The organism is Rhizobium hidalgonense, from assembly GCF_005862185.2.
In the GTDB taxonomy this organism is placed as follows: Bacteria; Pseudomonadota; Alphaproteobacteria; order Rhizobiales; family Rhizobiaceae; genus Rhizobium; species Rhizobium hidalgonense.
This window is the reverse complement of the sequence record NZ_CP054027.1, coordinates 3,450,833-3,476,099: the sequence shown is the minus strand read 5'-3', so window position 1 is coordinate 3,476,099 and position 25,267 is coordinate 3,450,833. Positions and strand designations below refer to the sequence as shown.

Genomic DNA, 25,267 nt, shown 5'->3' with positions numbered 1-25,267 from the left:
AGCCTGCCGATGACCGTCTTCCACCGCAATGAAACCCGGGAACCCTTGCCTGCCCATCTGAAGGGCGGCGTCATTGCCATCGGCAATTTCGACGGCGTGCACCGTGGCCACCAGTCTGTGCTCAACCGCGCGCTCGAAATCTCCAGGGCGCGCGGCATCCCCGCCTTGGTGCTGACCTTCGAGCCGCATCCGCGCACGGTCTTCCGGCCTGAGACGCCGGTCTTCCGCCTGACGCCGGCGCCACTCAAAGCCCGCATCCTGGAGACGCTCGGTTTTAGCGCCGTCATCGAATATCCCTTCGACTACGAGTTCTCGCAGCGCTCGGCCGACGATTTCATCCATTCGATCCTCAAGGATTGGCTCGGCGCCTCCGAAGTCGTCACCGGCTTCGATTTCCATTTCGGCCGCGGCCGCGAGGGCGGTCCGGCCTTCCTGATGAACGCCGGCCAGACCTATGGCTTCGGCGTCACCCTGATCGATGCCTTCCGCGACGAAAACGCCTATGTCGTCTCTTCGAGCCATATCCGCGCGCTTTTGAAGGAAGGCAGCGTCAGCGAAGTCGCCGGCATGCTGGGTTATCGCTATACGGTCGAGGCCGAGGTGATCGACGGCGAAAAGCTCGGCCGCCAGCTGGGTTTTCCCACCGCCAACATGCGCCTGCCGCCGGAGGTCGAACTTGCCGCCGGCATTTATGCCGTCCGCTTCCGCCGCCAGGACGGCACGCTCCATGATGCCGTCGCCAGCTACGGCCGCCGCCCGACGGTCACGGAAAACGGCGCGCCGCTGCTCGAAACCTATCTTTTCGATTTCAGCGGCGATCTCTACGGCCAGCGCTGCGCCGTCTCCTTCTTCGGCTATCTTAGACCCGAACTGAAATTCGATGGCCTCGATCCGCTGGTCGCCCAGATCAAGCGCGACGAGGAAGAGGCGAGGGCGCTGCTGGCTGGTGTCAAGCCGCTTGGCGAACTCGATCGGAAGCTTTGTTTCTCCTGAGGTCGCGTCGGTCCCGAATTTTTCGGACGCAATCGAAAATTTCGCTCGCGCCGAGGGATCGCTTGCGGCGAATTCTTCTCTTCCTTTTCCCAGCAAAAACGCCTATGAACCGGCGCTATGACGAAATTTCGGCTGGCGATCACGATGCGAATTATCGGCCCGGCCTTCCGCGCGCGCTAAGCGGCCGGGAGGTCCGGGTTTTTGGCGCTCTCACATGAGCGCTTCCGTCACCAGCTTTTTCACGCCCGCAGCGCCCCTTTCCGGGCCGCCAGAAACGATTGTCCCGATATGACCGACACAGCCGAAAAGATCGATTATTCGAAGACCCTCTATTTGCCCGAAACCGATTTCCCGATGCGCGCCGGCCTGCCGCAGAAGGAGCCGGAGCTCGTCAAGCGCTGGCAGGAAATGGGTCTCTACAAAAAATTGCGCGCTTCGGCCGCCGGCCGCGAAAGGTTCGTGCTTCACGACGGCCCGCCCTATGCCAACGGCAACATCCATATCGGCCACGCGCTGAACAAGATCCTCAAGGACGTCATCAACCGCTCGTTCCAGATGCGCGGTTACGACGCCAATTACGTGCCCGGCTGGGATTGCCACGGACTTCCGATCGAATGGAAGATCGAGGAGAAGTATCGCGAGAAGGGCAGGAACAAGGACGAGGTTCCGGTCAACGAGTTCCGCAGAGAATGCCGTGAATTCGCCGCCGGCTGGATCAAGGTTCAGGCCGAAGAGTTCAAGCGTCTCGGCATCGAGGGCGACTTCGACAATCCCTATACGACGATGAATTTCCATGCGGAATCGCGCATTGCCGGCGAACTCCTGAAGATCGCCGCCAGCGGCCAGCTTTATCGCGGCTCCAAGCCGATCATGTGGTCGGTCGTCGAACGTACGGCGCTGGCCGAAGCCGAGGTCGAGTACCAGGACTATGAGAGCGATACGATCTGGGTGAAATTCCCAGTCGTCGAAGGTCCATCCGCGCTCAAGGACGCCTTCGTGGTGATCTGGACGACCACGCCCTGGACGATCCCCGGCAACCGCGCGGTCTCCTTCTCTGCACGTGTCTCCTACGGCCTTTACGAGGTGACGGCGGCCGAGAATGATTTTGGTCCGCGTCCCGGCGAAAGGCTGATCTTTGCCGATAAGCTCGCCGAGGAATCCTTCGCCAAGGCCAAGCTGCAATACAAGCGTTTGAGCGATGTTTCTGCGGCGGACTTCGCGGCGATGACCTGCGCCCATCCGTTCAAGGGTCTCGACGGCGGCTATGAATTCACTGTACCGCTGCTCGATGGCGACCACGTCACCGATGACGCCGGCACCGGCTTCGTGCATACCGCTCCGAGCCACGGTCGCGAAGACTTCGATGCCTGGATGTCGGCCGTCCGCACGCTGGAGGCGCGCGGCATCGAGACCAAGATCCCGTTCCCGGTCGATGACGGTGGCTTCTATACATCCGACGCCCCCGGCTTCGAAGGCGCCCGCGTCATCGACGACAACGGCAAGAAGGGCGATGCCAACGACCGCGTCATCAAGGAGCTGATCGCCCGCGGCGCGCTCTTTGCCCGCGGCCGGTTGAAGCATCAGTATCCGCACTCCTGGCGCTCGAAGAAGCCGGTCATCTTCCGCAACACGCCGCAATGGTTCGTCTATATGGACAAGACCCTTGCCGACGGCACGACGCTGCGTTCGCGCGCGCTGGGAGCGATCGACGACACCCGCTTCGTGCCCGCCGCCGGCCAGAACCGGTTGCGCGCCATGATCGAGGGCCGCCCGGACTGGGTTCTTTCCCGTCAAAGGGCATGGGGCGTACCGATCGCCGTCTTTGCCGACGATGAGGGCGAGGTCCTGGTCGATGACGCCGTCAATGCCCGCATTCTCGAAGCCTTCGAACATGAGGGCGCCGACGCCTGGTTTGCCGAAGGCGCCAAGGAGCGGTTCCTCGGCAATGACCACGACCATTCCCGCTGGACGCAGGTGATGGATATCCTCGACGTCTGGTTCGATTCTGGCTCGACGCACACCTTCACGCTCGAAGACCGCCCCGACCTGAAGTGGCCGGCCGATCTTTATCTCGAAGGGTCCGACCAGCACCGCGGCTGGTTCCATTCCTCGCTGCTGGAATCGGCTGCCACCCGCGGCCGTGCGCCTTACAACGCCGTCCTCACCCATGGTTTCACCATGGACGAGAAGGGCGAGAAGATGTCGAAGTCGAAGGGCAACGTCACCGCACCACAGGAAGTGATGAAGGATGCCGGCGCCGATATCCTGCGCCTCTGGGTGATGACCTCGGATTATGCCGACGACCTGCGCGTCGGCAAGACGATCATCCAGACCAATGTCGACGCCTATCGCAAGCTGCGCAACACCATCCGCTGGATGCTCGGCACGCTCGCCCACGACAAGGGCGAGGAGATCGCTCTTGCCGATCTGCCGGAGCTGGAGCAGCTGATGCTGCACCGGCTGGCCGAGCTCGACGATCTGGTGCGCGAGAATTACGACAGCTTCGACTTCAAGAAGATCGCCCGCGCATTGATCGATTTTGCCAATGTCGAGCTTTCGGCCTTCTATTTCGATGTCCGCAAGGATGCGCTCTATTGCGACGCGCCCTCGAGCCTGCGCCGGCGCGCCAGCCTGCACGTCATCCGCCAGATCTTCGATTGCATGGTGACCTGGCTTGCGCCGATGCTGCCCTTCACCACTGAGGAGGCCTGGCTGTCGCGCAACCCGGCCGCCGTTTCGGTGCATCTGGAGCAGTTTGCCCCTGTTGCCAAGGAATGGCGCAACGATGCCCTGGCCGAAAAATGGAAGAAGATCCGCGCCGTCCGCTCGGTTGTCACGGGCGCTCTGGAAATCGAGCGCAGGGATAAGCGTATCGGCTCCTCGCTGGAGGCCGCTCCCGTCGTCCACATCGCCGACCCGGAACTCGTGAAGGCGCTGGAAGGCCAGGACTTCACCGAAGTCTGCATCACCTCGGGCATCACGATTAAGGCGGACGCCGGCCCGGCTGAAGCGTTCCGCCTGGCAGAAGTGGCTGATGTCGCCGTCGTTCCGAAGCTGGCCGAAGGCGTGAAATGCGCCCGATCCTGGCGCATCACCACCGACGTCGGCGCCGATCCGGACTATCCCGATGTTTCCAAGCGTGATGCTGCCGCATTGCGCGAACTCGGCATCGGCGCCTGAAGATATTTACCGGGTGAATTGCGTTTTCGCGGTTCATCCGGTAAAAGCTGCCTGAAAATGGCCGGATTTTTGCGTCAGGGGGACGGTTGTCCGGTTGGGCAACGATTGCACCGGTGGCTGGAAGGGTTTTCATGTTCGCAACGCATTGGTTCCGTATGGGCGCCTGCCTGTCTGTTGTCATGGCGGGATGCTCCCTGGTCTCCAGCTGCGCCAGCAGCCCGACCTACGGCACCGACAAGACCGCCATGGAGCAATTGACCGACGATCTCGGCCAGTCCGTGTCGTTGACCGGGCCGGATCCCAAGAACAAGGGCGTCAAATACACGCCGCGCCCGACGCTGGTGCTGCCGGCCCAGGCGCAGAAGGAGACCCTCGTTGCGCCGCAGCCGACGGTCGCCAACAAGGACAATCCGCAATGGATTGAATCGCCGGAGGAAACTCGCGCCCGCCTCGTCGGGGAAGCTGATGCGAACTCGGACAATCCGAATTACCGCTCCCCACTCGCCAGCTCCGCCATCGAAGGCGGCCGGCGCACGACGGAAGCCCAGACCAAGGCCTATCGTGAAGCCCGCGCCCTGCAGAAGGGCTCCTATATCGATCAGCGCCGCTATATATCCGATCCGCCGCCCGGCTACCGCACCGTCGACGATCCGGCCAAGCTCGACGATCTCGGCGAACCCGAGCTCAAGAAGGCGAAGAAGCGCAAGAAAGATGCCGCAGTCGCCAACACCGGCAAGCAGTGGTGGAACTTCCTGCAATAGCAGCTTGTCCGAGCGCATTGAAGGCTGCCCCTCACCCTAACCCTCTCCCCGTAAACGGGGCGAGGGGACGTGCCACGGGAGAGCTTCGAGCGAGGGACGGAGAAGGCTGCGCCTTATCCCCTTCGCCCCGTTTACGGGGAGAAGGTGGCGGCAGCCGGATGAGGGGCTGGTGCCGACAATCTCCCCGCACCGAGATATCTTAAGATTGGCACGCGTAACGGTATGCAGGGACGCCACGCATTACGGCGCCTCTCGCTTTTGCGAAAAGAATGTCCGCAAGATCTCGGCCGACTGGACCTCGTTGAAGCCGGAGTAGACCTCCGGAGCGTGGTGGCAGGTCGCCTGCGCATAGAATCGCACGCCATTGTCGACGCCGCCGCCCTTCGGGTCCTCGGCGCCGTAATAGAGCCTGCGGATACGCGCAAAGGAGATGGCTGCCGCGCACATGGTGCAGGGTTCGAGCGTCACGTAGAGATCGGCGCCGACAAGGCGCTCCTGTCCGAGCGCGTCGCAGGCAAGCCGGATCGCGGCGATTTCGGCGTGCGCGGTGACGTCCTTGAGCTCGCGTGTGCGGTTTCCCGCGCGTGAAACGGCGATATCGTCGATGACGACGACGGCGCCGATCGGCACCTCGCCGCGGTCTCCGGCGGCACGCGCCTCTACAAGCGCCATCTCCATGAAACGATTTGTCTTCACGATCGCAAGAATTTCCACTTAACCGCAGATGCGTGACCTGATAGACAGGCCCAAAAGGCAGGCAAACAACAAATGACACCTAAAGACAAGCCAAAACGCCCGGGCGCAAAGCCGTTTTCACGGGACACCGAGCCGAAGACCGGCGGCAAGCCGCGCGGTGACAAGCCGGCAAAGGCTGCAATCGCCGCCGAGAGCGATGGCGACGCGAAGGCCGAACGTATTTCCAAGGTGATGGCGCGCGCCGGCGTTGCCTCCCGCCGCGACATCGAACGCATGATCATGGAAGGCCGGGTGACGCTGAACGGCGCGGTTCTCGACACGCCCGTAGTCAATGTCACGCTTGCCGACCGCATCGAGGTCGACGGCATGCCGATCCGCGGCATCGAGCGCACCAGACTGTGGCTCTATCATAAGCCGGCCGGCTTGGTGACCACCAATGCCGATCCCGAAGGCCGCGCGACTGTCTTCGACAACTTGCCGGAAGAACTGCCGCGCGTCATGTCGATCGGCCGCCTCGACATCAATACCGAAGGCCTGCTGCTGCTCACCAATGACGGCGGCCTTGCCCGCGCGCTCGAGCTGCCGGCGACCGGCTGGCTGCGACGCTACCGTGTCCGCGCCCATGGCGAGATCGATCAGGATGCACTCGATAGACTGAAGGACGGCATCGCCGTCGACGGTGTGCTCTACGGTTCGATCGAGGCGACGCTCGACCGCACGCAAGGCTCGAACGTCTGGATCACCATGGGTCTTCGCGAAGGCAAGAACCGCGAAATCAAGAACGTGATGGGCGCGCTCGGTCTCGACGTCAACCGCCTGATCCGCATTTCCTATGGCCCGTTCCAGCTCGGCGACCTGCCGGAAGGCCATGTCATCGAGGTGCGCGGCCGCACCTTGCGTGACCAGCTCGGCCCGCGCCTGATCGAGGAAGCCAAGGCGAATTTCGACGCGCCGATCTACAATGCGCCAGCCGTTGCCGCCGAGGAAGAGGCTGAAAGCGCAGTGCCGGAAAAGCGCGAACAGCGTCCGCGCCGCGACGAGGATAAGCGCGAACGGGCGCTAAGCCGTCTCGACACCAAGCGCGACGATCGCCGCGGTGGCGGGCGTAGAGATGACGACCGCCGCGATGGCGGCCGCTTCGACGACGAAAAGCCCAAACGTCCCCAGCCGCTCGGCCAGCGCCGCAGCGCCAATGTCTGGATGGCGCCGGGCGCCAGGCCGCTCGGCGAAAAGGCTGCGGCGAAAGCCGCCAAGAATGAGCAGACCGCGCGCCGGCGCGGCGAGCAGGCGGGGGCAAAGGGCGCCGGTTCCCACCATATCGAGGATCGCCCGCGCACGCCGATCAACCGCGTGCGCGAGGAGGACGGCGAATGGATCCGCTCGAGCGAGGAGCCCCGTCGCAAGGATGAGGGCGAAGGCTTCGGCCGCAAGCGCTCTTTCGGGGATCGTCCGTTCGGCGACAAGCCGCGGGGTGATCGCAAACCGCGTGGCGAAGGTGACGAACGTCCTCGTGCCGCCAGAGCCTCTGCCGGCGAGGGCCGTTCTGAGCGCCCGCGCGGCGACCGGCCTTACGGTGATCGCCCCTCGCGTGGCGACCGGCCCTTCGGCGACAAGCCGCGGGGTGACCGCAAGCCGCGTGACGATGGTGACGAGCGTCCACGGGCTGCCAGAACCTCCACCGGCGAGGCCCGTTCGGAGCGTCCGCGCGGCGATCGGCCTTTCGGGGATCGCCCTTCGCGTGGAGATCGTCCATTCGGCGACAAGCCGCGGGGTGATCGCAGGCCGCGCGAGGACGGTGATGAGCGCCCGCGGGCAGCCAGAAGTTATACCGGCGAAGGCCGCTCCGAGCGCCCGCGCGGCGAAAGATCATTCGGCGACAAGCCTTCGGGTGATAAGCCGCGCGGCAAGAGCTTCGGTGCCAAGCCGGGTGGGCCCAAGAATTTTTCCGGTAAGCCGAAGGGCGCCAAGTCGGGTGGTAACAAGCCGGGCGGTGAAAGGCCGGGCGGCGACAGGCCTGCGGGCGGGCCGTCCAGAGGTGGTGGCAAAGGAAAGGGAATGACGCGCGGTGCGGATCGTCGGCGGTGAGTTTCGCGGACGGCCTCTCGCCGTGCCAAAATCCAACGAGATCCGGCCGACTGCCGACCGGACGCGCGAGAGCCTGTTCAATATATTGAGCCATGCCTATCCGGAATGCGTCGACGGCACCCGGATCCTCGATCTTTTTGCCGGAACCGGCGCCGTCGGCCTCGAAGCCGTTTCGCGCGGCTGTCGCCACGCGCTCTTCGTCGAAAACAGCGTCGAGGGCAGGGCGCTGCTCTGGGAGAACATCGATGCGCTCGGCCTGCATGGCCGCACGCGCATCCTGCGCCGGGATGCGACCGATCTCGGCAGCGTCGGCAATCTCGAGCCCTTCGACGTGCTGTTTGCCGATCCGCCCTATGGCAAGGGCCTCGGCGAGAAGGCGATGGCTGCGGCCGCCGTCGGCGGCTGGCTGCGGCCGGGCGCGATCGCGGTGCTCGAAGAGCGCGGCGATATTGTCGTTTCCGTGCATCCTTCATATGTCTTCCTCGAAAACCGCATCTTTGGCGATACGAGGGTGCATTTCTTCCGGTATCAGCCGCAATAAGCGGGGCGGGGCGTGCAGCAGGCAGAGATCATTAGCCCGAAACTGCCTGCGATCAGCGATCTTCCAACGGTCGCTGTCGCTTTCGGCGGCGGCGGCGCGCGCGGGCTTGCCCATATCCATGTCATCGAGACGCTCGACGAACTGGGCATTCGCCCGGTGGCGGTATCAGGCTCGTCGATGGGGGCGATCATGGGGGCCGGCATGGCCGCCGGCATGTCGGGGGCCGAAATCCGTGAACATGCGTTGGCCACCGTCGGCAACAAGACGGCCGTTGTCAGCCGCATCTGGGGCTTGAGACCGACGACGGTGCGCGATGCCGTCGCCAAGGGCATCCGTATCGGCCAGTTCAATCTGGAGCGGATCCTGAAAGCCTTTCTGCCGGCCGAGCTGCCGGCCCGTTTCGAGGATCTGCTGGTGCCGATGAAGGTCATCACCACGGATTATTACGGGCAGTGCGAAGTCATCATCGAAGAGGGCGAGCTGTTTCCGGCACTCGCCGCTTCTTCCGCCATCCCTGCCGTCTTCATGCCGGTGCGCCTGCGCGGCCGGGTGATGATCGACGGCGGCATCAGCAATCCGGTGCCCTATGAACCGCTGATGGACCTTGCCGACATCGTCGTCGGCATCGATGTCGTCGGCGCACCGGAAGGCGACGGCACCCATATTCCGAACCGCATGGAGAGCATCTTCGGCTCCGGCCAGCTGATGATGCAGACGGCGATCACGTTGAAGCTGAAGCTGCGCCAGCCGCAAATCTTCCTGCGCCCGGCCGTCGGCCGCACCGGCGTCATGGATTTCCTCAAGGCCCGCGAAGTCTTGGCCATGTCCGTCGGCGTCAAGGACGAGCTGAAATTCGCCCTCGACCGGGAAATCGAGGCGCGGCTGAAGCGCTGATGCCCCCTTCGGTTTACGCGTCCGCCGTCGCATCCGCGGTTCCCGCCAGCGGATCGTCCTCGAAGGCATCGGCGGCGCGTTTGGGCTTGACCAGCGGTTCGGGCCGGACGGGGTGGGAAAACAGCATGTCGCGCCCGGCCTGCAATCCTTCAGACACCTGCAGCACCAGACGCGCCTCGTCGCGCTTGCGGATATCTTCGCCGATTTCATAGGCGTCGACCTCGGGAACGCCGAGCGCCTCCAGCGTCCGCCGTCCGAAGAGCAGGCCCGATTCCAGCGTTTCGCGCAGCTCGTAGTCGACGCCCTTGTTACGCAGTTCGATCGAATGGAGACGGTCGTAGGATCGCACGTAGAGCCTTGTGTGCGGATAGTCCGCCTGCACCAGCTCCACAACCTTGTCGGTGAGTTCCTTTTTCTGCGTGCAGACGAGCACGATCTTCGCCCGCTCGATGCCGGCCGAGCGCAGCACGTCCTTGCGCGCGCCGTCGCCGAAATAGATGCGGAAGCCGAAGGATGAGGCCTGGCGAATGCGGTCCGCCGAAAAATCGATGACGGTGACGCTACGCCCGCCGGCCAGCAGGATCTGGGCGGCGATCTGGCCAAAACGGGAAAAGCCGACCATCAGCACGTCGGCGCCGGCGCCCTCGAAATCCTCGTCCAGTTCCTCATGCTCATCGCCGTGCAGGAGCCGCTTCGACAGGGCCGACCCGATCGGCGTCAGGGCCATGGTCAGCGTGACGATCGCCACCAGCAGTGAGGCCGTGCTCGTCGACATCAGCCCGGCCGCACCTGCCGTGGTAAACAGCACGAAGCCGAATTCGCCGCCCTGCGGCAGCAGGAAGGCGATGCGGATCGCGTCGTCATGTGGAGAACCCGATATCCGGCAGAGCCCATAGATGATGATCGCCTTGACGGCCATGACGATTGGCACGGCGAGGATGACGAAGAGCACGTTGTCGGCGAGAACATCGAGCTCCAGCGACAGGCCGACGGCGATGAAGAAAATGGCGAGCAGCACGCCGCGGAAGGGCTCGATGTCAGCTTCCAGCTCGTGCCGATAAGAGGATTCGGCCAGCATCACGCCGGACAGGAAGGCGCCCATCGCCATCGAAAGTCCGGCAAGCTGCATCAGGCTCGCCGACCCCATGACGACGAAGAGGGCGGCCGCAATCATCGCTTCGCGCGCGCCGGTCCGGGCGATGATCTGGAAGAGCGGTGTCAGCAGGTAGCGCCCCATGACGATCATCGCCGCGACGGCGCCGATGGCGACCGCGAACCCGAGCAGCGGCGCATTGCTACCCCGGCCGCCATCGAGAATGGTGATCAGCGCCAGAAGCGGCACTATCGCCAGGTCCTGGAACAGGAGCATCGAGAAGGAACGCTGTCCGTATTTGGTGTTGACGTCGCCGTCGCCCTCGAGGATCTGCATTGCGAAGGCCGTCGAAGACAGCGCCAGGCCGAAGCCGGCGACGATGCTGCCGCGCCAGTCGAGAACCTGGGAAAACCAGGCGAGCGCGGTCAGCGCCAGCCCGGTCACCACCACCTGCGCCGTGCCGAGGCCGAAAATGTCACGCCGCATCTGCCAGAGGCGGCTGGGTTTCAATTCCAGCCCGATGATGAAGAGCAGGAAGACCACACCGAGCTCGGCGACATTGAGGATCTGTTCGCCATCGGTGATGCCGTGAAAAACCGGCCCGATGACGATGCCGGCGGCGAGATAGCCGAGCACGGTGCCGAGCCCGAGCTTTTTGAAGATCGGTGCGGCCACAACCGCTCCGCCGAGCAGCAGGATCGTTTCGGAAAAAAGGGCATTGGGCGCGGACATCAGGGCATTTTCTTTCGACGGCGGGGACAGGCAGGCCGCCCCGACAAAGAATCGGCGGCGGCGGCCTTGATGCTTGGGAGAGTGCACAATAAATGGAAGCCGAAGGAAAGGCCAAATCATGTCCTCTGAAATCGATTCCTCGACACTTCTTTCCCGCGCAAGTCAATTGATCGATCTGGCCAGGAAGGCAGGGGCGGACGCCGCCGACGCCGTCGTCGTCCGGTCGCGCTCGCAATCGGTCAGCGTCCGTCTCGGCAAGGTCGAGGGCACGGAATCCTCCGAAAGCGACGATTTTTCGCTGCGCGTCTTCATCGGCAAACGCGTCGCCAGCGTTTCGGCCAATCCGGGCTTCGATCTGCGGGCGCTTGCCGAACGCGCCGTCGCCATGGCCAAGGTCTCGCCGGAAGACCCTTTCGCTTGCCTCGCGGATGAGGCGAGCCTTGCGAAATCCTATCCCGACCTGCAATTGCTCGATACCACCGAGGTCTCCTCCGAGATGCTGCGCGAGGCAGGCCTTGCCGCCGAGGCGGCGGCCCTTGCGGTCAAGGGTGTCACCAATTCCTCCGGCGCCGGTGCCTCGGCCGGCATGGGCGGCCTGGTTCTTGCCACCTCACACGGTTTCGAAGGCAGTTACATGGCCTCGCGTTTCGGTCATTCCGTCAGCGTCATCGCAGGCGAAGGCACCGGAATGGAGCGCGATTATGATTTCGACAGCCGGCTCTATTATGCGGAGCTCGACGATCCCGCCGAGATCGGCCGCCGCGCTGGCGAACGGGTGGTCAAGCGCATCAATCCACGCCAGGTGCCGACCGGCAAGGACGTCACCGTCATCTTCGACCCGCGTGTCGCCCGCGGCTTCGTCGGCCATATCGCCGGCGCGATCAATGGCGCTGCCGTCGCCCGCAAGTCCAGCTTCCTGCGCGACAGGATGGGTCAGCAGGTGCTGAAATCAGGCCTGTCGATCACCGACGATCCTCTGATCGTGCGCGGCCCCTCCTCGCGGCCTTTCGACGGCGAGGGCGTATCGGGCGAACGGCTGGTCATGATCGAGGACGGCGTCTTGAAGCATTGGTTCCTGTCGACCTCGGCGGCTCGCGAACTTGGCCTTCAGACTAACGGCCGCGGCGTGCGCGGCGGCACCGCCGTCTCGCCGTCCTCCACCAACCTTGCCCTTGAACCTGGCGACATCACGCCGGAGGAGCTGATCCGCAGCGTCGGCAACGGTTTTTACGTCACCGAATTGATCGGCCACGGCGTCAATATGATCACCGGCGAATACAGCCGCGGCGCCACCGGCTTCTGGATCGAGAACGGCGAACTGACCTTCCCGGTCTCCGAGGTGACGATCGCCTCGAATCTGAAGGACATGTTCATGCGCCTGACGCCGGCAAACGACATCGACCGCAAGTTCGGCGTCGCAGCTCCGACCTTCGCCATCGAAGGCATGACGCTCGCAGGGCGCTAGAGCAATTCCAGCAAAAGTGTGTGAGCGGTTTCGAGCGACAGCATGCTCCCACGATTGAATTGAGAAACGGATTGATAGGATGAGCGATAGCAACAAGGACCGCTGGCAGAGCGATCTGACGCTGATCGCCGATGCCGCCAAAGAGGCGGGTGCGGTCGCTTTCGGCTTCTTCAACCAATCGCCGGAGGTCTGGTGGAAGAACGGGGATCGCTCCCCCGTCAGCGCCGCCGATTTTGCCGCCAACAAGACGCTCGAGACCATTCTGCGCAAGGCCCGGCCGGATTATGGCTGGCTGTCGGAAGAAACCGACGACGATTCTGATCGTCTCGCGCGCGAGACGACGTTCATCATCGATCCGATCGACGGCACGCGCGCCTTCCTCGGCGGGCAAAAGGTCTGGTGCGTCAGCGTCGCCGTCGTTCATCGCGGCCGGCCGGTGGCCGGCGTGCTCTATGCGCCGGCGCTCGAAGAACTCTATCAAGCCGTCGACGGCGGCGTGGCGACGAAGAATGGCGTGCCGCTCGCCGTCTCCGCCGCACGACCGGAGGAGACGAGCCGCCTTGCGATCGGCGAGGATCTATTGGCGACCTTGCCGCCGGAGTTCCGTGCCCGGGTGACGCGTCAGAAATACATTCCCTCGCTCGCCTATCGTATCGCCATGGTGGCGGACGGTCGTCTCGAAGGCACCTTCGTCAAGGGTAATTCGCACGATTGGGACCTGGCCGCCGCCGATCTCATTCTGGCTTGCGCCGGCGGTGGCCTCGTCGACCTCGAAGGCCGGCCGGTCGTCTACAACAGCGCCGACGTTACCCACAAGGTCCTCTGCGCAGCACCTGCGTCCCGCATCGATGAATTTCTCGCGGCCTTTGCGGTACGAAGAGACAGTTGACGTTTCCGTCAAAATCCCGCAGATGGGATGGCGGAGGAGAACAGGCAGAAAGAGAACAAAAAATGACTGAATCCGGTGACAAGAAGCAGCTTTTGCATCTGGTGTTTGGCGGCGAACTGGAAAGCCTCGATGACGTCCAGTTCCGTGATCTGAAAGATCTCGATATCGTCGGCATTTTCCCGGATTATGCCACGGCGCTGACGGCCTGGAAGTCGAAGGCGCAGCAGACGGTCGACAATGCGCATATGCGCTACTTTATCGTCCATATGCACCGTTTGCTCGATCCGCAGGAAAAGGCCGGAGGCAACTGACCTCGGCTAGCGATCTCGGCCAGGACCATCCGCAAGTGCTGCCGGCGACCGTTCGGCGAGCAGGGCTTTCGCGCATCGGGCGCCCGTCGTTCCGGATTGTCTGACGCATTCTGAACAAATTGATCGGTCATTGCGGCCGCAACGATAATGAGGGAATGGGTTTGATGTCGATCTTGGATCGGAGGCTGGCGCAATGAGCTCCCGGATGGCTCGGTTCGGTCTGAGCGCATACCGTCTGGCGGGAACCGTGGCCTCTCCTGTTGTCGGCCTCTACATCACCTACCGCACGGCCAAGGGCAAGGAGGACCGGGCGCGCCGCCTGGAACGCTTCGGCTATCCGAGCGCCAACCGGCCGCAGGGCCCGCTCGTCTGGTTCCATGCCGCAAGCGTCGGTGAAACCAATGCCGTCATCCCGCTGATCCGCGAAATCCGCCGCCGCGACATCCATGTCATCCTGACCACAGGCACCATCACTTCCGCCAGGCTCGCGGCCGAGCGCCTCGGCAATGAGGCGATCCACCAATACGTGCCGCTCGACCTCAAACCCTCGGTCAGCCGCTTCCTCGACTATTGGCAGCCGGACTGCGCGATCATCGCCGAATCCGAGATCTGGCCGGCAACCGTGCTGGAGCTCGGCCGCCGCCGCATTCCGCAGATCCTGATCAATGCCCGCATGTCGGACCGCTCCTTTGCCCGCTGGCGCCGCCGCCCGGCAATCGCTGAAGCCTTGTTCGAGAATCTCGCTTTGGTCATCGCCCAATCGGATATGGATGCCGAACGTTTCCGCGATCTCGGCGCCGTCCCTGTCATCACCTCCGGCAATCTGAAGGTCGATACCGACGCACCGCCCTACGACAGTGCAGTCCTTGCCCGCTACAAGAAGCAAATCGGCGACCGTAAGACCTGGGCGGCGATCTCGACCTTCGACGGCGAAGAGAATGCCGCCGCCATCGTTCACCGGGCGCTCAGGGAGCGCGATCATCAACTGACGATCATCGTGCCGCGTCACCCGGAGCGTTGCGACGAGATCGAGGCGGCTCTGGTCAAGCTGGGGCTGAAGGTCGCCCGCCGCACCCGCGACGATGTCTTGTCGGCCGATGTCGACATTTTTCTCGGCGACACGATCGGCGAAATGGGCCTTTATCTGCGCCTGACGGAAATCGCTTTCGTCGGCCGTTCGCTCTTTGCCGAAGGCGGCCAGAACCCGCTGGAGCCTGCCATGCTCGGCTGCGCCGTTCTTTCCGGCGGCCATGTGCAGAATTTCCGCGATGCCTATCAGAAGCTCGCCCGCAGCGGCAGCGCCCGCATGGTGCGCGACACCGAAATGCTGGCCAAGGGCGTGCATTACCTTTTGATCAATGACGAAGCCCGCCGCAATATGATCGAGGCCGGCATTGCCGCCGTGCACGAGATGCGCGGTGCGCTGACCGCGACCGTCAAGGGGCTGGAACCCTATATCAATCCGCTAACGGTGAAGGCGCGCCTGTTGCCCAAGGCCGTGGCCCAGCTCTGAGGATAATCATGTCGGCAGCGCCCCTTATCAAAGGCATCCTCTTCGACAAGGACGGCACGCTGCTCGATTATGACGAGAGCTGGCTGCCTGTGAACCGCGAGCTTGCCCGCATCGCCGCTGAAGGCGACCCGCTTCTCGCCGACCGATTGCTATCGGCCTGCGGCATGGATCCCGTCACCGGCCATATCGTTCCCGACAGCCTGCTAGCCGCCGGCAATACCCGACAGATTGCCGAGGGTCTGGTTGCCGCCGGTTCGATGGTCGATGTCGGCGAACTGACGCTCCGCCTCGACGACCTGTTTTCCAATGCCGCCGAATTTTCCGTGCCGGTGACCGATCTCGCCGGCTTCTTCGCAAGGCTGCATCGGCGCGGCTTCAAGCTCGGCGTCGCCTCCAGCGACAACGAGCGTTCAATCCGCCAGACAGCGGAACGCTTCGGTTTTGCCCGCTATGTCGATTATATCGCCGGATATGACAGCGGTTTCGGCGTCAAGCCGGAGCCGGGCATGGTGCTCGGCTTCTGCGCCGCAACCGGTCTTTCGCCGGAAGAGGTCGCGATGGTCGGCGACAACAATCACGATCTGCACATGGGACTGAACGCTGGAACGGGCCTCAGGATCGCGGTGCTGACCGGCACCGGTTCGCGCGATTCGCTTGCCGCCGCCGCCGATCATGTGCTCGACGATATCACCGCGCTCGAGGCGCTGCTGCCGGACTTGCAGCCGGCCTGACTGGTAAGGACTTGCATTTTCATCGGTTTTGGCTTCTCAATCCGGCCTGTCGAGAAAAGCAGGGGTCTGGCCGCAATAAAGGCGGGCAGGGGAGCAGGACGGCAAGATGATATCCGAAGCGCCGCCGTTCTGGTGGAGGAAAGCCGATTGGCGGGCATGGCTGCTGCTGCCGGTTTCCTTTCTCTACGGTCGTATCGCCGGCCATCGAATGGCGCATGCGCGCCGCGCCTCCGTTCCCATTCCGGTCATCTGCGTCGGCAATTTCACCGTCGGCGGCGCCGGCAAGACGCCGACGGCGCTGACCATCGCCCGTGCCGCGAAGGCAAAGGGGTTGAAACCGGGTTTTCTCAGCCGGGGTTACGGCGGTTCGCTCGATGTGACCACAGTGGTCGATCCCGATCATCACCGGGCGGTTGCCGTCGGCGATGAACCGCTGCTGCTGGCGCAGGAGGCGCTGACGGTGATTTCCCGAAGGCGCGTCGACGGGGCTCAGCGTCTGGTCGCCGAGGGCGCCGATCTCATCATTATGGACGACGGTTTCCAGAGCGCCCGCCTGGCGATCGATTATGCCCTGCTCGTCATCGACGCGACCCGCGGCCTCGGCAACGGCCATATCGTGCCGGGCGGCCCGGTCCGCGCGCCGATCCGCCAGCAATTGCGTTTTGCCACCGCCCTGTTGAAGGTCGGCGGCGGCAATGCCGCCGACAGGATCGTCCGCATGGCGGCTCGCGCCGCGAAACCTTATTTTACCGCATCGCTGAAAGTGCGCGGCGACAACACGCTCGCCGGCGTCAAGGTGCTCGCCTTCGCCGGCATCGCCGATCCCGCCAAATTCTTCCGCACGGTCGAATCGCGCGGCGCCGAAATTGCCGTCGCCAAGAGCTTCGGCGACCACGTGCACCTGACCGAGGACGAGATCGACGATATCCTGACGACCGCCGAGCGCCAGGGCCTGTTGATCGTCACCACCTCCAAGGATTTCGTCCGCCTCTCCGGCCATCCCGGCAAGGCGGCGCAGCTTGCCGAAAAAAGCCGAGTGATCGAGGTCGAAATGGTCTTCGAGGATCACCTCGCCGCCAGCCTGATCATCGACCGGGCAATCGTCGCCTGCCGCGAGCGGCGTCTGAAGGAAATAAAGGCTGGCGGTAAAGCAATTTCAGGAAAGGCTCAGCCGCTCTAACAGGCGGCAAAAGGTCTCCTGCACATCGGGTCTGCAGCGCTATCACGTAATCGAGTTAAGCAAAGTTTCGCGGGCGGAAGTCAGATGCAGCCGACATGCGCGGTCGATCGACGCGATATTGCGGCTTTTGAGGGCGTCGATCAGCGCGAGATGTTCCTTGATAGCGACCTCATTTCGCGCGCGTTCATCACGTTTGTTCCATTGATAGTGATAGTGGAAGACCATGGTTATCACGTCTTGGAAGCTCTCGATAAAGCGGTTTGGCGCGACGGCTGTAATCAGCCGGTGGAATCGGCTATCCAGTTCCGAGAAATCTTGAAATCGAGCGTCGATATCCGCGAGCAGTTCCAAATGTGCGGCCTGCATGGATTGGATCTGCTTCCAGACGGGCGAGTTGTCGGGCAGGGCAGCGAACAGCCGTGCCGAGCGCATTTCGAACATCTCTCTGATCTCGAACAATTCGAGTGCGAAATTGGCTGTGAACCCTTTAAAAACCCAGCCTGCATTCGGACGTTTCTCGATCAGCCCATATTTCTGAAATCGATTGAGAAACTCACGGACGATCGTTGTCCCGGCGCTGAATTGCCGAGCTAACTCTGCCTCATTGATTTCTGTGCCCGGACAGATGTCGCCGCGCAGCATCCACTCCATGAAGCTTGTCTCGACCTGTTCCGAAATTGCTAAGGTCTCTTGCTGTGGATAGCGTTCTGTCTGCAACGGCTGTTCGCGTACGATCCGCCTGTGCGCTTCCGACACGATGATGCCACGTGCCGACATCCCTGCGAGCACCTTCCGCACCGTTGTCCGGCTGACGCCAAGCTGCGCCCGCAAGGCATTTTCGGACGGCAATTCCGTTCCAGGATCGAGCGTCCGAATGATATCGATCATATCGTTGAATGCCCGCTTAAAGGTCGTATCAGTTCTCATGGCGCAACTCCCTGTATGGTTTTCTATCCATAAAAAACAAGTTGACGTACGTGTATCATATGTTTCTTATGTATAAAAAACAGGGGAGGCTAGGGGAATTTGGAAAACTCCGGAATTATGCCTCAGAATTCGTCTCGGCCTGACGGTTCGCAGGATGCAACCTTCCATCCGAGACAATCAGGCGTCACACTGGGACTGAAGCTATTGAGCCTTGGCCCGCTGCTGATCCTCATTATGCTCATCGCCGTCGTCAGTTTGATCACGCCGGCTTTCCTGAAGCCCGTTAACCTGGGGAACATCCTGGCGCAGACAGCAGTGATCGCTGTCGTGGCGATGGGTCAGCAACTCGTTATCCTGACGCGCGGCATTGACCTGTCCGTAGGCTCGAATCTTGCCCTGGCGACGGTCATCGGCGGACTTGTCTACCAGCAGGTTGATTCCTCATTCATCGTCATCATGGCCATGCTGCTGGCAGGTGCTGCGATTGGTGCAATTAACGGACTGGTCTTCGTCTATGGTCGGCTGCCACACCCCTTTATCATTACACTGGCAACCCTGAGCATCTGCCGCGGCGTGGCACTAGCATTGGCGCCCGGTCACACGACCATGCGCGGGATGCCCAATGCAGTGACCGCGATCGGTGGCAGTACCACGCTTGGTGTGCCCAATTCCTTTTTTGTCGTCGGGATGTTCGCGCTTCTTTTTCTGATCCTGACGAAGTCGATGGTCTGCGGCCGATGGATCTATGCGGTCGGCGGCTCGCCCAACGCCGCCAGAAGCATGGGCATACCGGTAAGGGGCGTTCTGCTCTCGACCTATGTCGTTTCCGGTTTTTGTGCCGGTGTCGGCGCGGTGCTGCTTGCCGGCCGGACCGGCGCCGCCTCGCCGATCTACGGCAATCTCCTGGAACTCGACACGATTGCTGCGGTGATTATCGGTGGCGCCAGCTTCCTTGGCGGACGAGGCCACCTCGGCCACGCCCTGATCGGCGCCGTGCTGATCGGCGTCATCCGCAATGCCCTTAACCTTCTCGGCGTCGACGTTTTCTTTCAGATGATTGCGATTGGGCTTGTCATCGTCATCGCCGTAGAGGCTGACGTGCTTCGTAACCATCTCGAGGCGCGTGCACGCGTGCTTCAGGCGGCGGCAGTACAATGAACCCGACATCCACCACACCGGCACTTTCGGTTCGGAACGCCCAGAAGCGCTTTGGCGCAATCCACGCCCTGAAAAATGTGAGCTTTGATGCTTATTCAGGTGAGGTAACTGCTCTCCTGGGTGACAACGGCGCCGGCAAGTCGACGCTCGTCAAATGCATTAGCGGGCTTCATAGTCTCGACGAAGGAGAGATCCTCGTGGATGGTTGTCCGGTATCGCTCCATTCAACGGCCGCTGCCCGCCGCGCCGGCATTGAAACCGTCTATCAGGACCTGGCGCTTTTCGACAATCTGACCCCCGTGCAGAATTTCTACTGCGGGCGAGAAATCTCTTTCCCCTCCTGGTTGCCGCGTCCGCTCCGCTTTCTGAGCTCGGGCGAAATGAAGCGGGAAGCAGCGAGCGTCATCGATCGCTTGAAGGTTAAGCTGCCGAGGTTCGATGCACCGGTCGCGCTGATGTCTGGGGGCCAGCGGCAAGCGATCGCGGTCGCGCGCGCCATTGTTTTTGCGCGCAAGCTGGTAATTCTTGACGAACCAACGGCAGCCCTCGGCCTTCGCGAGTCTCGCCAGGTTCTTGATATTATCAGTCAGCTCAAAGCCGACGGCAATGCCGTGATCATCATCACTCACAATATGGAGCACGTGGTCGAAATCGCTGATCGGGCGGTTGTCCTGCGGCAGGGTCGCAAGGTGGGTGAAGTGAAGCCAACGGAAGCGAACAAGCAGGACATTGTCGCGATGATTGTCGGCGCCGAGGCTTGAGGAGATCGCTGCTTCGTTCGGGCAGCGGACAACGAGATCGTTCTAGAGGAGGGCGGTCGAAACATGGGAGGTGTAATCATGAAATCGCAATCTCTTCTGGGAGCTGTTGCGCTCCTGGTCGTCGCTGTAGTCCCGTGCCTGGCGCAGGAGCCGGTGAAGCTCGGCTTTATAACCAAATTCCCTGTGCCGTTCTTCGCAACAATGGAGAACGCCGCCAAAGATTATGCAAAGAGAAATCCCGGCGTTGAGATCATCTATGGCCAAGGTACATCAGCAACCGACATTGAGGGCCAGATTGCACAGATCGAGTCCATGGTAACACGCGGCGTGCATGGCATTGCCCTCACGCCCGTCGATCCGACCGTATCCACCGCTCTGGACAAGGCGGTGGCGGCCGGTATCAAGGTCGTGCTGATGGATAATAATATTCCGGATTGGAACGGCAGAACGGCGCTGGCCACGACCAATAACTTCGCGGCAGGCAAAATCGCCGGGGAATATCTCAAAACTGTTCTTAAAGCTGGCGACACGCTCGGTATTCTCGAAGGTGTGCCTGGTGTGCCGGCGCTTGATGACCGTGTGAAGGGCATGCTTGAAGGACTAAACGGACTTGACGTCAAGATCGTCGGGAAAGGCGCAACAAACTGTACCGAGGAGCTCGGGATCAGTGTCGCCGAGGATCTGTTGACGAAAAACCCGGATCTCAAGGCCATTTATGCCGCCTGCGGCCCGCCCGCTGCGGGCGCGGCACGCGCGATCAAGAACGCTGGCACTGCCAATGACAAGATTGTCCTGGTCGGTTTCGATTTTTGCTGCGGCGAAGAGGAAGCGCTGAAGAATGGAATCGAGGATGCATCCGTAGCGCAGTTTCCCACCAAAATGGCTGAACTCGGTGTAGATGCGCTGGTAAAATCGATCCGCGGAGAGAAGGTTGAGTCTTTGATCGACTCCGGCGCTGCGCTCGTGACGCCTGAGAACATGGCAAAATTCAAGTAAGCCGTTGCCGTTCTGTGCGATTTTGCATAGGGCGCCTATGGACCTTTGTTAGACAAACGGCCCGTCCTTGATGGGGCGGGCCGGACCCCTCGAGCACGGCCGCGCTTTAGCGCCGCTGGTTCGGCAGCACGCCGGCGCGTTTGTCGGCTTCGATCGCTGAGATCACGTCGGCATAGGGTTCCTGGCGGGCGACGCTCCAGTAGCGCAGCTCGTCGAGCGGGACCTGTTTTCCCGTCATCGCGCAGACGACATAGGAGCCGGGCGAGAGAATCTGGAAATCGCCATCGAGATACCGGATCTTCGCTTCGCGGTTTCCATGCCCTTCGAACAAATTCATGCGCTCCGTTCCCTGCAGTCTTTCAAGCATGTCGCGCAAAAATGTGTCGCGGTTTTGCGATCACGACATGCGGAAAACTAAATCCTAAAGCGTAGGCCAACCGAATTTGAAAGATCGCGACACCGCTTTCGTCTGCCTTACTCCCGAACAGGCTGCTTTTCCAGCTTTTTTAGCTTCTGCCGAAAAGCCGCTCGATATCGCTGAGCTTCAATTCGATATAGGTCGGCCGGCCGTGATTGCACTGGCCGGATCCGGGCGTCACTTCCATTTCGCGCAGCAGCGCGTTCATTTCCTCCGGCCGCAGCCGCCGCCCGGAGCGCACCGAGCCGTGGCAGGCCATCGTCGCCGCCACATATTCGAGCTTGGCCGACAGGCCTGACGCCGTGTCCCATTCGGCAATCTCGTCGGCGAGCTGGCGGATCAGGCCATGCGCATCGACCTCGCCGAGCATGGCCGGCGTCTCGCGCACGGCAATCGCCCCGGGGCCGAACCGTTCGATCGCCAGGCCAAGTTCGGAAAGCTCGGCCGCATGCTGCATCAGCCGGTCGCAATCCTCTTCCGGAATGTCGATGATCTCGGGGATGAGCAGCACCTGCGAGGCCAGCCGCTTCGAATGCAGCGCCTTGCGCATCGCTTCGAACACCAGCCGCTCGTGGGCGGCATGCTGGTCGACGATGACAAGCCCGTCTTCGGTTTGGGCGACGATGTAATTGGCGTGGATCTGCGCCCGCGCGGCGCCGAGCGGATAGCGCGCGGTTGTATCGGGTGCGGCCGGCTGCGGCGAAAACTGCTGCTCGGCCCGCGCCGTCGGCATCGACAGCCCGTCGAAAGAGGCCTGCGGCCGTTCACCGAAACCTGTTGCCGGCTGGTAGGGCCGCGACGGCGAGGTCTCGGCCGACCATGCCGTCTGCGGCCGCGGCGTGTATGGCTGAAAGCCGGGGCGGAAGGAGCGCAGCATATCGCTCGCCCCGGTCGTTGCCGCCCGGCTGCCGTCGCGCGCCAGCGCCTCGCGGACCGCACCGACGATCAGGCCGCGCACCAGGCCGGGGTCGCGGAAGCGCACGTCGGATTTTGCCGGATGCACGTTGACGTCGACAAGAGCGGGGTCGAGTGTGATCGACAGCACCGCCACAGGATGGCGTCCCGATGGGATCGTCTCGGCATAGGCGCCGCGGATCGCCGACAGGATCAGCTTGTCCTGCACCGGCCGGCCGTTGACGAAGGCATATTGATGGGCGGAGTTGCCGCGGTTGAAGGTCGGCACGCCGGCAAAGCCGGTGAGCGAGATCTCCTCGCGCACGGCGTCGAGTGCGATGGCGTTGTCGCGGAATTCCTTGCCGAGCACCTGCGCCATGCGCGCCAAGTGGTCGTCGCCGGTTGCCGGAAATTCCAGCGTCGTGCGGTCGGTGCCCGACAGCACGAAGCGCACCGCGGGAAAGGCGATCGCCATGCGCTTGACGATCTCGGTAATGGCGCCGGCCTCGGCCTTCTCGGTCTTGAGGAATTTGAGCCGGGCGGGTGTGGCGAAGAACAGGTCGCGCACTTCGACGATCGTGCCGGGATTGGCGGCGGCCGGGCGCAAATGCGCGATCTTGCCGGCGTTGACGGCGATCTCGTGACCGCCGGCGCTGTCACGCCTGCGGCTGGCGATGCTGAGCCTTGCCACCGAGCCGATCGAGGGCAGCGCTTCGCCGCGGAAGCCGAGCGTGCGGATATCCTCGAGCGTGTCGGATAATTTTGAGGTGCAGTGGCGCCTGACCGCCAGTTCCAGATCGGCCGCATCCATACCCGAGCCGTTGTCGCTGACCCGCAGAAGCGCCTTGCCGCCGCCCGACGTGGCGATCTCGATGCGCGTCGCCCCCGCATCGAGCGCGTTTTCGATCAGTTCCTTGGCAGCACTCGCCGGCCGTTCGATGACTTCGCCGGCGGCGATCTGGTTGATGAGCGTTTCGGAAAGCTGTCTGATGGCCATGGGCTATTTTCAAGGATTCGTGAGCCGGAGGGAAGGGGCTTCGATAGGCTTTCCCAAAGCGCGATCCGAGGCTCCCGCAAACTTGGGGGTCGCTAATGTTAAGCCGGTTTTAACATAAAAATGGCATTTCTAATCATATACCTCCGGAAGCTTTCGAAATCGAACAGATGTGGGACGCAACAGAATGAGTGCCGGCTTCGAAAAGGCGGACACGTCATCGGAAACCGACGGGATTTCCGCCGGGGCCGATCTGCAGACGGCGCTTTTCGATGTGGTGTGCGACAGCCTTTCGGCAGCTTTCATCATCTATGACAAGAACGATCATCTGATCTTTGCCAGCCGCCAGACGCTGGAATTCTTCCCGCTGCCGCCTGAGATGCTGAAACCCGGCACGCGGCTTCGCGATTTCCTCGGCGCGGTCTACGACACCGGCATTCGCCAGCAATATGATGTGAAGCAGCGTGGCTCGCTGAGCCGTGAGGACTGGCTGTCGCAGAAAATCGCCTCGCATTGGCGCGAGCGCTTCGACGTCGTCGAGCGCCACGCTGCCGACAGCTGGGTGCGTTTCGTCAAACGCAGGCTGCCCGGCGGTTACGGCGTCACCATCATTTCCGATATTTCCGAGGACAAGAAGCGCGAAGAGCAATGGCGCTCGGATCTGGAGCGCGTGCAACTGACCGAGGACATTCTCGACAATCTGCCGTTCCCACTCTTCGTCAAGGACCGCAACCTCACCTATGTCGCGGTCAACCTCGCCTTTTGCGAGAAATATCAGACCACCGCCGACGAGGTGCTCGGGCGCAAGAGCGCCGATCTCTTCTCGGAAGAGATCGCCAAGCGCTTTGAGGAAAGCGATCGTCATGTGCTGGAGACCGGCGAGATGTCCGTCTCCCGCCAGCGGCAGATCTCCCGTGACGGCATCGAGCGCGACATTGTCAGCCGCAAGCACCGCATCGGCAAGCCGGGCCGCTATTTCCTGGTGTCAACAATGCAGGATCTGCCGCGCGAGGGCGCCGACCTCGACGAGTTCGGCCGGGCATCGGCGATCACCACCTCAAGCAATCAAAGCTATCGCCGCGCCTATGTGCCGGTACCGAGCGCCGTCGAGCGCCGCGAGCCGGCGGCTATGGAAGCGATCGTTCCGGAAAATTTCTCCGGCCGCAAGGTCCTCGTCGTCACCGCCGATCTTGCCGCCGAGACCGCCGCGCTGCGAACGCTGTCGAAATACGGCTTCGAATCCTGCGCGGTCCGCGGCGAGGACGAGGAGGAGCGGTTCCTGGAAATTGCCACGTCCTCCGGCATTTCGCTCGATCTCGTGATCATCGACAACCAGATGGGCATGCGCTGTCTTGAGCTTGCCGAGCAATACGGCATCCCGGCGCTTGTCATGGACGGTTTCCAGATCGCCAACGAGCTCACCTTTCAGATCGCCCGCCATTTCAACCGCAACAGCCGCAACGGCGGCGCCGGTCAGGATACGGATTGGGAAATCAGTATCTCCGACGACATCGTCGGCCTGCAGGTTCTCGTCGCCGAAGACAATGATATCAACCAGATCGTATTCTCGCAGATCCTCGAAGGCCTTGGTTATCGCCATATGATTGCGGCGACCGGCGACGAGGCCGTGCGCCTCTGGGCCGAGCACCGGCCTGAGATCGTGCTGATGGACATTTCGCTGCCGGGCTTCAACGGCTTCGAGGCGGCCCGCCTCATCCGGCAGATGGAAGAGACCGGCGGCACAAGCCGCACCCCGCTCATCGGCGTGCTCACCCAGGCCTTCGAACGAGACCGCGCCGAATGCGTCAAAGCAGGCATGGACGATGTCATCATGAAACCCGTCAGTCCTGATATGCTCGAGGCCATCTTCCAGAGGCATCTGATGGATGAGGCCATGCGCGCGCGCGGCTGATGCTTGTCATCCGGACGAGTGCAGCGGTTCCGACCTAACGACATAAAAGCCAGAGACTTTAGCGGGGACCCTCGTCAACTCCTGGATTCTGGGGTGGATCTAGCGGCAATGCCTGCTGATTTACTATCAAATTGTTAAGACAT

General features: G+C 62.4%; 21 protein-coding genes. 16 read left to right on the top strand and 5 right to left on the bottom strand.

The window, feature by feature from the left end; translation table 11 throughout:
- The first annotated feature begins 9 nt into the window (after nucleotides 1–9).
- From FFM81_RS16845 to FFM81_RS16835, 3 genes are all read left to right on the top strand, one after another.
- Nucleotides 10–993, top strand: coding sequence for a bifunctional riboflavin kinase/FAD synthetase (locus FFM81_RS16845; protein WP_003570066.1), 984 nt, complete (start codon nucleotides 10–12; stop codon nucleotides 991–993).
- Between the two features lie 288 nt (nucleotides 994–1,281).
- Entirely contained in the window at nucleotides 1,282–4,173 is a 2,892-nt protein-coding gene (gene ileS, locus FFM81_RS16840) for an isoleucine--tRNA ligase (protein ID WP_138385073.1), read from the top strand.
- Nucleotides 4,174–4,304: 131 nt separating this feature from the next.
- Nucleotides 4,305–4,934, top strand: coding sequence for a hypothetical protein (locus FFM81_RS16835; RefSeq protein ID WP_003570063.1), 630 nt, complete (start codon nucleotides 4,305–4,307; stop codon nucleotides 4,932–4,934).
- A 240-nt stretch (nucleotides 4,935–5,174) separates the two neighbouring features.
- Here the strand turns inward: FFM81_RS16835 and FFM81_RS16830 are convergent, their stop codons facing one another.
- On the bottom strand, nucleotides 5,175–5,612 hold the full coding sequence (locus tag FFM81_RS16830) for a nucleoside deaminase (RefSeq protein WP_138385195.1): 438 nt from the start codon (nucleotides 5,610–5,612) through the stop codon (nucleotides 5,175–5,177).
- 90 nt (nucleotides 5,613–5,702) lie between these two features.
- Here FFM81_RS16830 and FFM81_RS16825 point away from each other — a divergent pair, with 90 nt between their 5' ends.
- From FFM81_RS16825 to FFM81_RS16815, 3 genes are read left to right on the top strand one after another with little or no spacing between them, the layout of a single operon-like run.
- Nucleotides 5,703–7,715 carry a pseudouridine synthase gene (locus FFM81_RS16825; protein ID WP_138385074.1) on the top strand — a complete coding sequence of 671 codons (2,013 nt, stop codon included), beginning with the start codon at nucleotides 5,703–5,705 and terminating at the stop codon, nucleotides 7,713–7,715.
- Nucleotides 7,696–8,256 carry a 16S rRNA (guanine(966)-N(2))-methyltransferase RsmD gene (gene rsmD, locus FFM81_RS16820; protein ID WP_025415436.1) on the top strand — a complete coding sequence of 187 codons (561 nt, stop codon included), beginning with the start codon at nucleotides 7,696–7,698 and terminating at the stop codon, nucleotides 8,254–8,256. Before FFM81_RS16825 ends, rsmD begins: the two co-directional genes overlap by 20 nt.
- 12 nt (nucleotides 8,257–8,268) lie before the next feature.
- Nucleotides 8,269–9,150 (top strand): patatin-like phospholipase family protein, encoded by an 882-nt coding sequence (locus tag FFM81_RS16815; RefSeq protein WP_138385075.1) that lies wholly within the window; start codon nucleotides 8,269–8,271, stop codon nucleotides 9,148–9,150.
- 13 nt (nucleotides 9,151–9,163) lie between these two features.
- On the opposite strand, the gene FFM81_RS16810 is transcribed toward FFM81_RS16815, so the two are convergent.
- A complete protein-coding gene (locus tag FFM81_RS16810) occupies nucleotides 9,164–10,975 on the bottom strand; it encodes a monovalent cation:proton antiporter-2 (CPA2) family protein (RefSeq protein ID WP_097534946.1) in 1,812 nt (603 codons plus the stop codon).
- Between the two features lie 118 nt (nucleotides 10,976–11,093).
- Here FFM81_RS16810 and FFM81_RS16805 point away from each other — a divergent pair, with 118 nt between their 5' ends.
- The 6 genes from FFM81_RS16805 to lpxK all read left to right on the top strand — a co-directional run bounded on the left by FFM81_RS16805 (nucleotide 11,094) and on the right by lpxK (nucleotide 17,064).
- A complete protein-coding gene (locus tag FFM81_RS16805) occupies nucleotides 11,094–12,440 on the top strand; it encodes a TldD/PmbA family protein (RefSeq protein WP_025415438.1) in 1,347 nt (448 codons plus the stop codon).
- A gap of 79 nt (nucleotides 12,441–12,519) precedes the next feature.
- Nucleotides 12,520–13,329, top strand: a complete 810-nt coding sequence (locus tag FFM81_RS16800) for a 3'(2'),5'-bisphosphate nucleotidase CysQ (protein ID WP_003570050.1) — start codon at nucleotides 12,520–12,522, stop codon at nucleotides 13,327–13,329.
- 62 nt (nucleotides 13,330–13,391) lie between these two features.
- The gene (locus tag FFM81_RS16795; RefSeq protein WP_003570048.1) at nucleotides 13,392–13,640 is read left to right on the top strand and encodes a DUF4170 domain-containing protein; all 249 of its coding nucleotides are present in this window, start codon (nucleotides 13,392–13,394) and stop codon (nucleotides 13,638–13,640) included.
- Nucleotides 13,641–13,833: 193 nt separating this feature from the next.
- Nucleotides 13,834–15,153, top strand: coding sequence for a lipid IV(A) 3-deoxy-D-manno-octulosonic acid transferase (gene waaA / locus FFM81_RS16790; protein ID WP_003570046.1), 1,320 nt, complete (start codon nucleotides 13,834–13,836; stop codon nucleotides 15,151–15,153).
- Nucleotides 15,154–15,161: 8 nt separating this feature from the next.
- Nucleotides 15,162–15,884, top strand: coding sequence for an HAD family hydrolase (locus FFM81_RS16785; protein WP_003570044.1), 723 nt, complete (start codon nucleotides 15,162–15,164; stop codon nucleotides 15,882–15,884).
- A gap of 106 nt (nucleotides 15,885–15,990) precedes the next feature.
- Nucleotides 15,991–17,064, top strand: coding sequence for a tetraacyldisaccharide 4'-kinase (gene lpxK / locus FFM81_RS16780; RefSeq protein WP_138385076.1), 1,074 nt, complete (start codon nucleotides 15,991–15,993; stop codon nucleotides 17,062–17,064).
- Between the two features lie 42 nt (nucleotides 17,065–17,106).
- Here lpxK and FFM81_RS16775 read toward each other — a convergent pair whose 3' ends face one another.
- On the bottom strand, nucleotides 17,107–17,991 hold the full coding sequence (locus FFM81_RS16775; RefSeq protein WP_138385077.1) for a GntR family transcriptional regulator: 885 nt from the start codon (nucleotides 17,989–17,991) through the stop codon (nucleotides 17,107–17,109).
- A 99-nt stretch (nucleotides 17,992–18,090) separates the two neighbouring features.
- Between FFM81_RS16775 and FFM81_RS16770 the strand changes: the two genes are divergently transcribed.
- The 3 genes from FFM81_RS16770 (at nucleotide 18,091) to FFM81_RS16760 (ending at nucleotide 20,906) form a co-directional block, all read left to right on the top strand.
- Nucleotides 18,091–19,149, top strand: a complete 1,059-nt coding sequence (locus tag FFM81_RS16770; protein WP_003570037.1) for an ABC transporter permease — start codon at nucleotides 18,091–18,093, stop codon at nucleotides 19,147–19,149.
- A complete protein-coding gene (locus FFM81_RS16765; protein WP_003570036.1) occupies nucleotides 19,146–19,910 on the top strand; it encodes an ATP-binding cassette domain-containing protein in 765 nt (254 codons plus the stop codon). Before FFM81_RS16770 ends, FFM81_RS16765 begins: the two co-directional genes overlap by 4 nt.
- 78 nt (nucleotides 19,911–19,988) lie before the next feature.
- The gene (locus tag FFM81_RS16760) at nucleotides 19,989–20,906 is read left to right on the top strand and encodes a sugar ABC transporter substrate-binding protein (protein ID WP_138385078.1); all 918 of its coding nucleotides are present in this window, start codon (nucleotides 19,989–19,991) and stop codon (nucleotides 20,904–20,906) included.
- A gap of 106 nt (nucleotides 20,907–21,012) precedes the next feature.
- Here FFM81_RS16760 and FFM81_RS16755 read toward each other — a convergent pair whose 3' ends face one another.
- Nucleotides 21,013–21,243, bottom strand: a complete 231-nt coding sequence (locus FFM81_RS16755) for a DUF2093 domain-containing protein (protein ID WP_003570032.1) — start codon at nucleotides 21,241–21,243, stop codon at nucleotides 21,013–21,015.
- Nucleotides 21,244–21,412: 169 nt separating this feature from the next.
- Nucleotides 21,413–23,215, bottom strand: coding sequence for a DNA mismatch repair endonuclease MutL (gene mutL / locus FFM81_RS16750; RefSeq protein WP_003570029.1), 1,803 nt, complete (start codon nucleotides 23,213–23,215; stop codon nucleotides 21,413–21,415).
- Between the two features lie 184 nt (nucleotides 23,216–23,399).
- Here mutL and FFM81_RS16745 point away from each other — a divergent pair, with 184 nt between their 5' ends.
- On the top strand, nucleotides 23,400–25,124 hold the full coding sequence (locus FFM81_RS16745; RefSeq protein ID WP_138385079.1) for a response regulator: 1,725 nt from the start codon (nucleotides 23,400–23,402) through the stop codon (nucleotides 25,122–25,124).
- The last annotated feature ends 143 nt before the right edge of the window (nucleotides 25,125–25,267 follow it).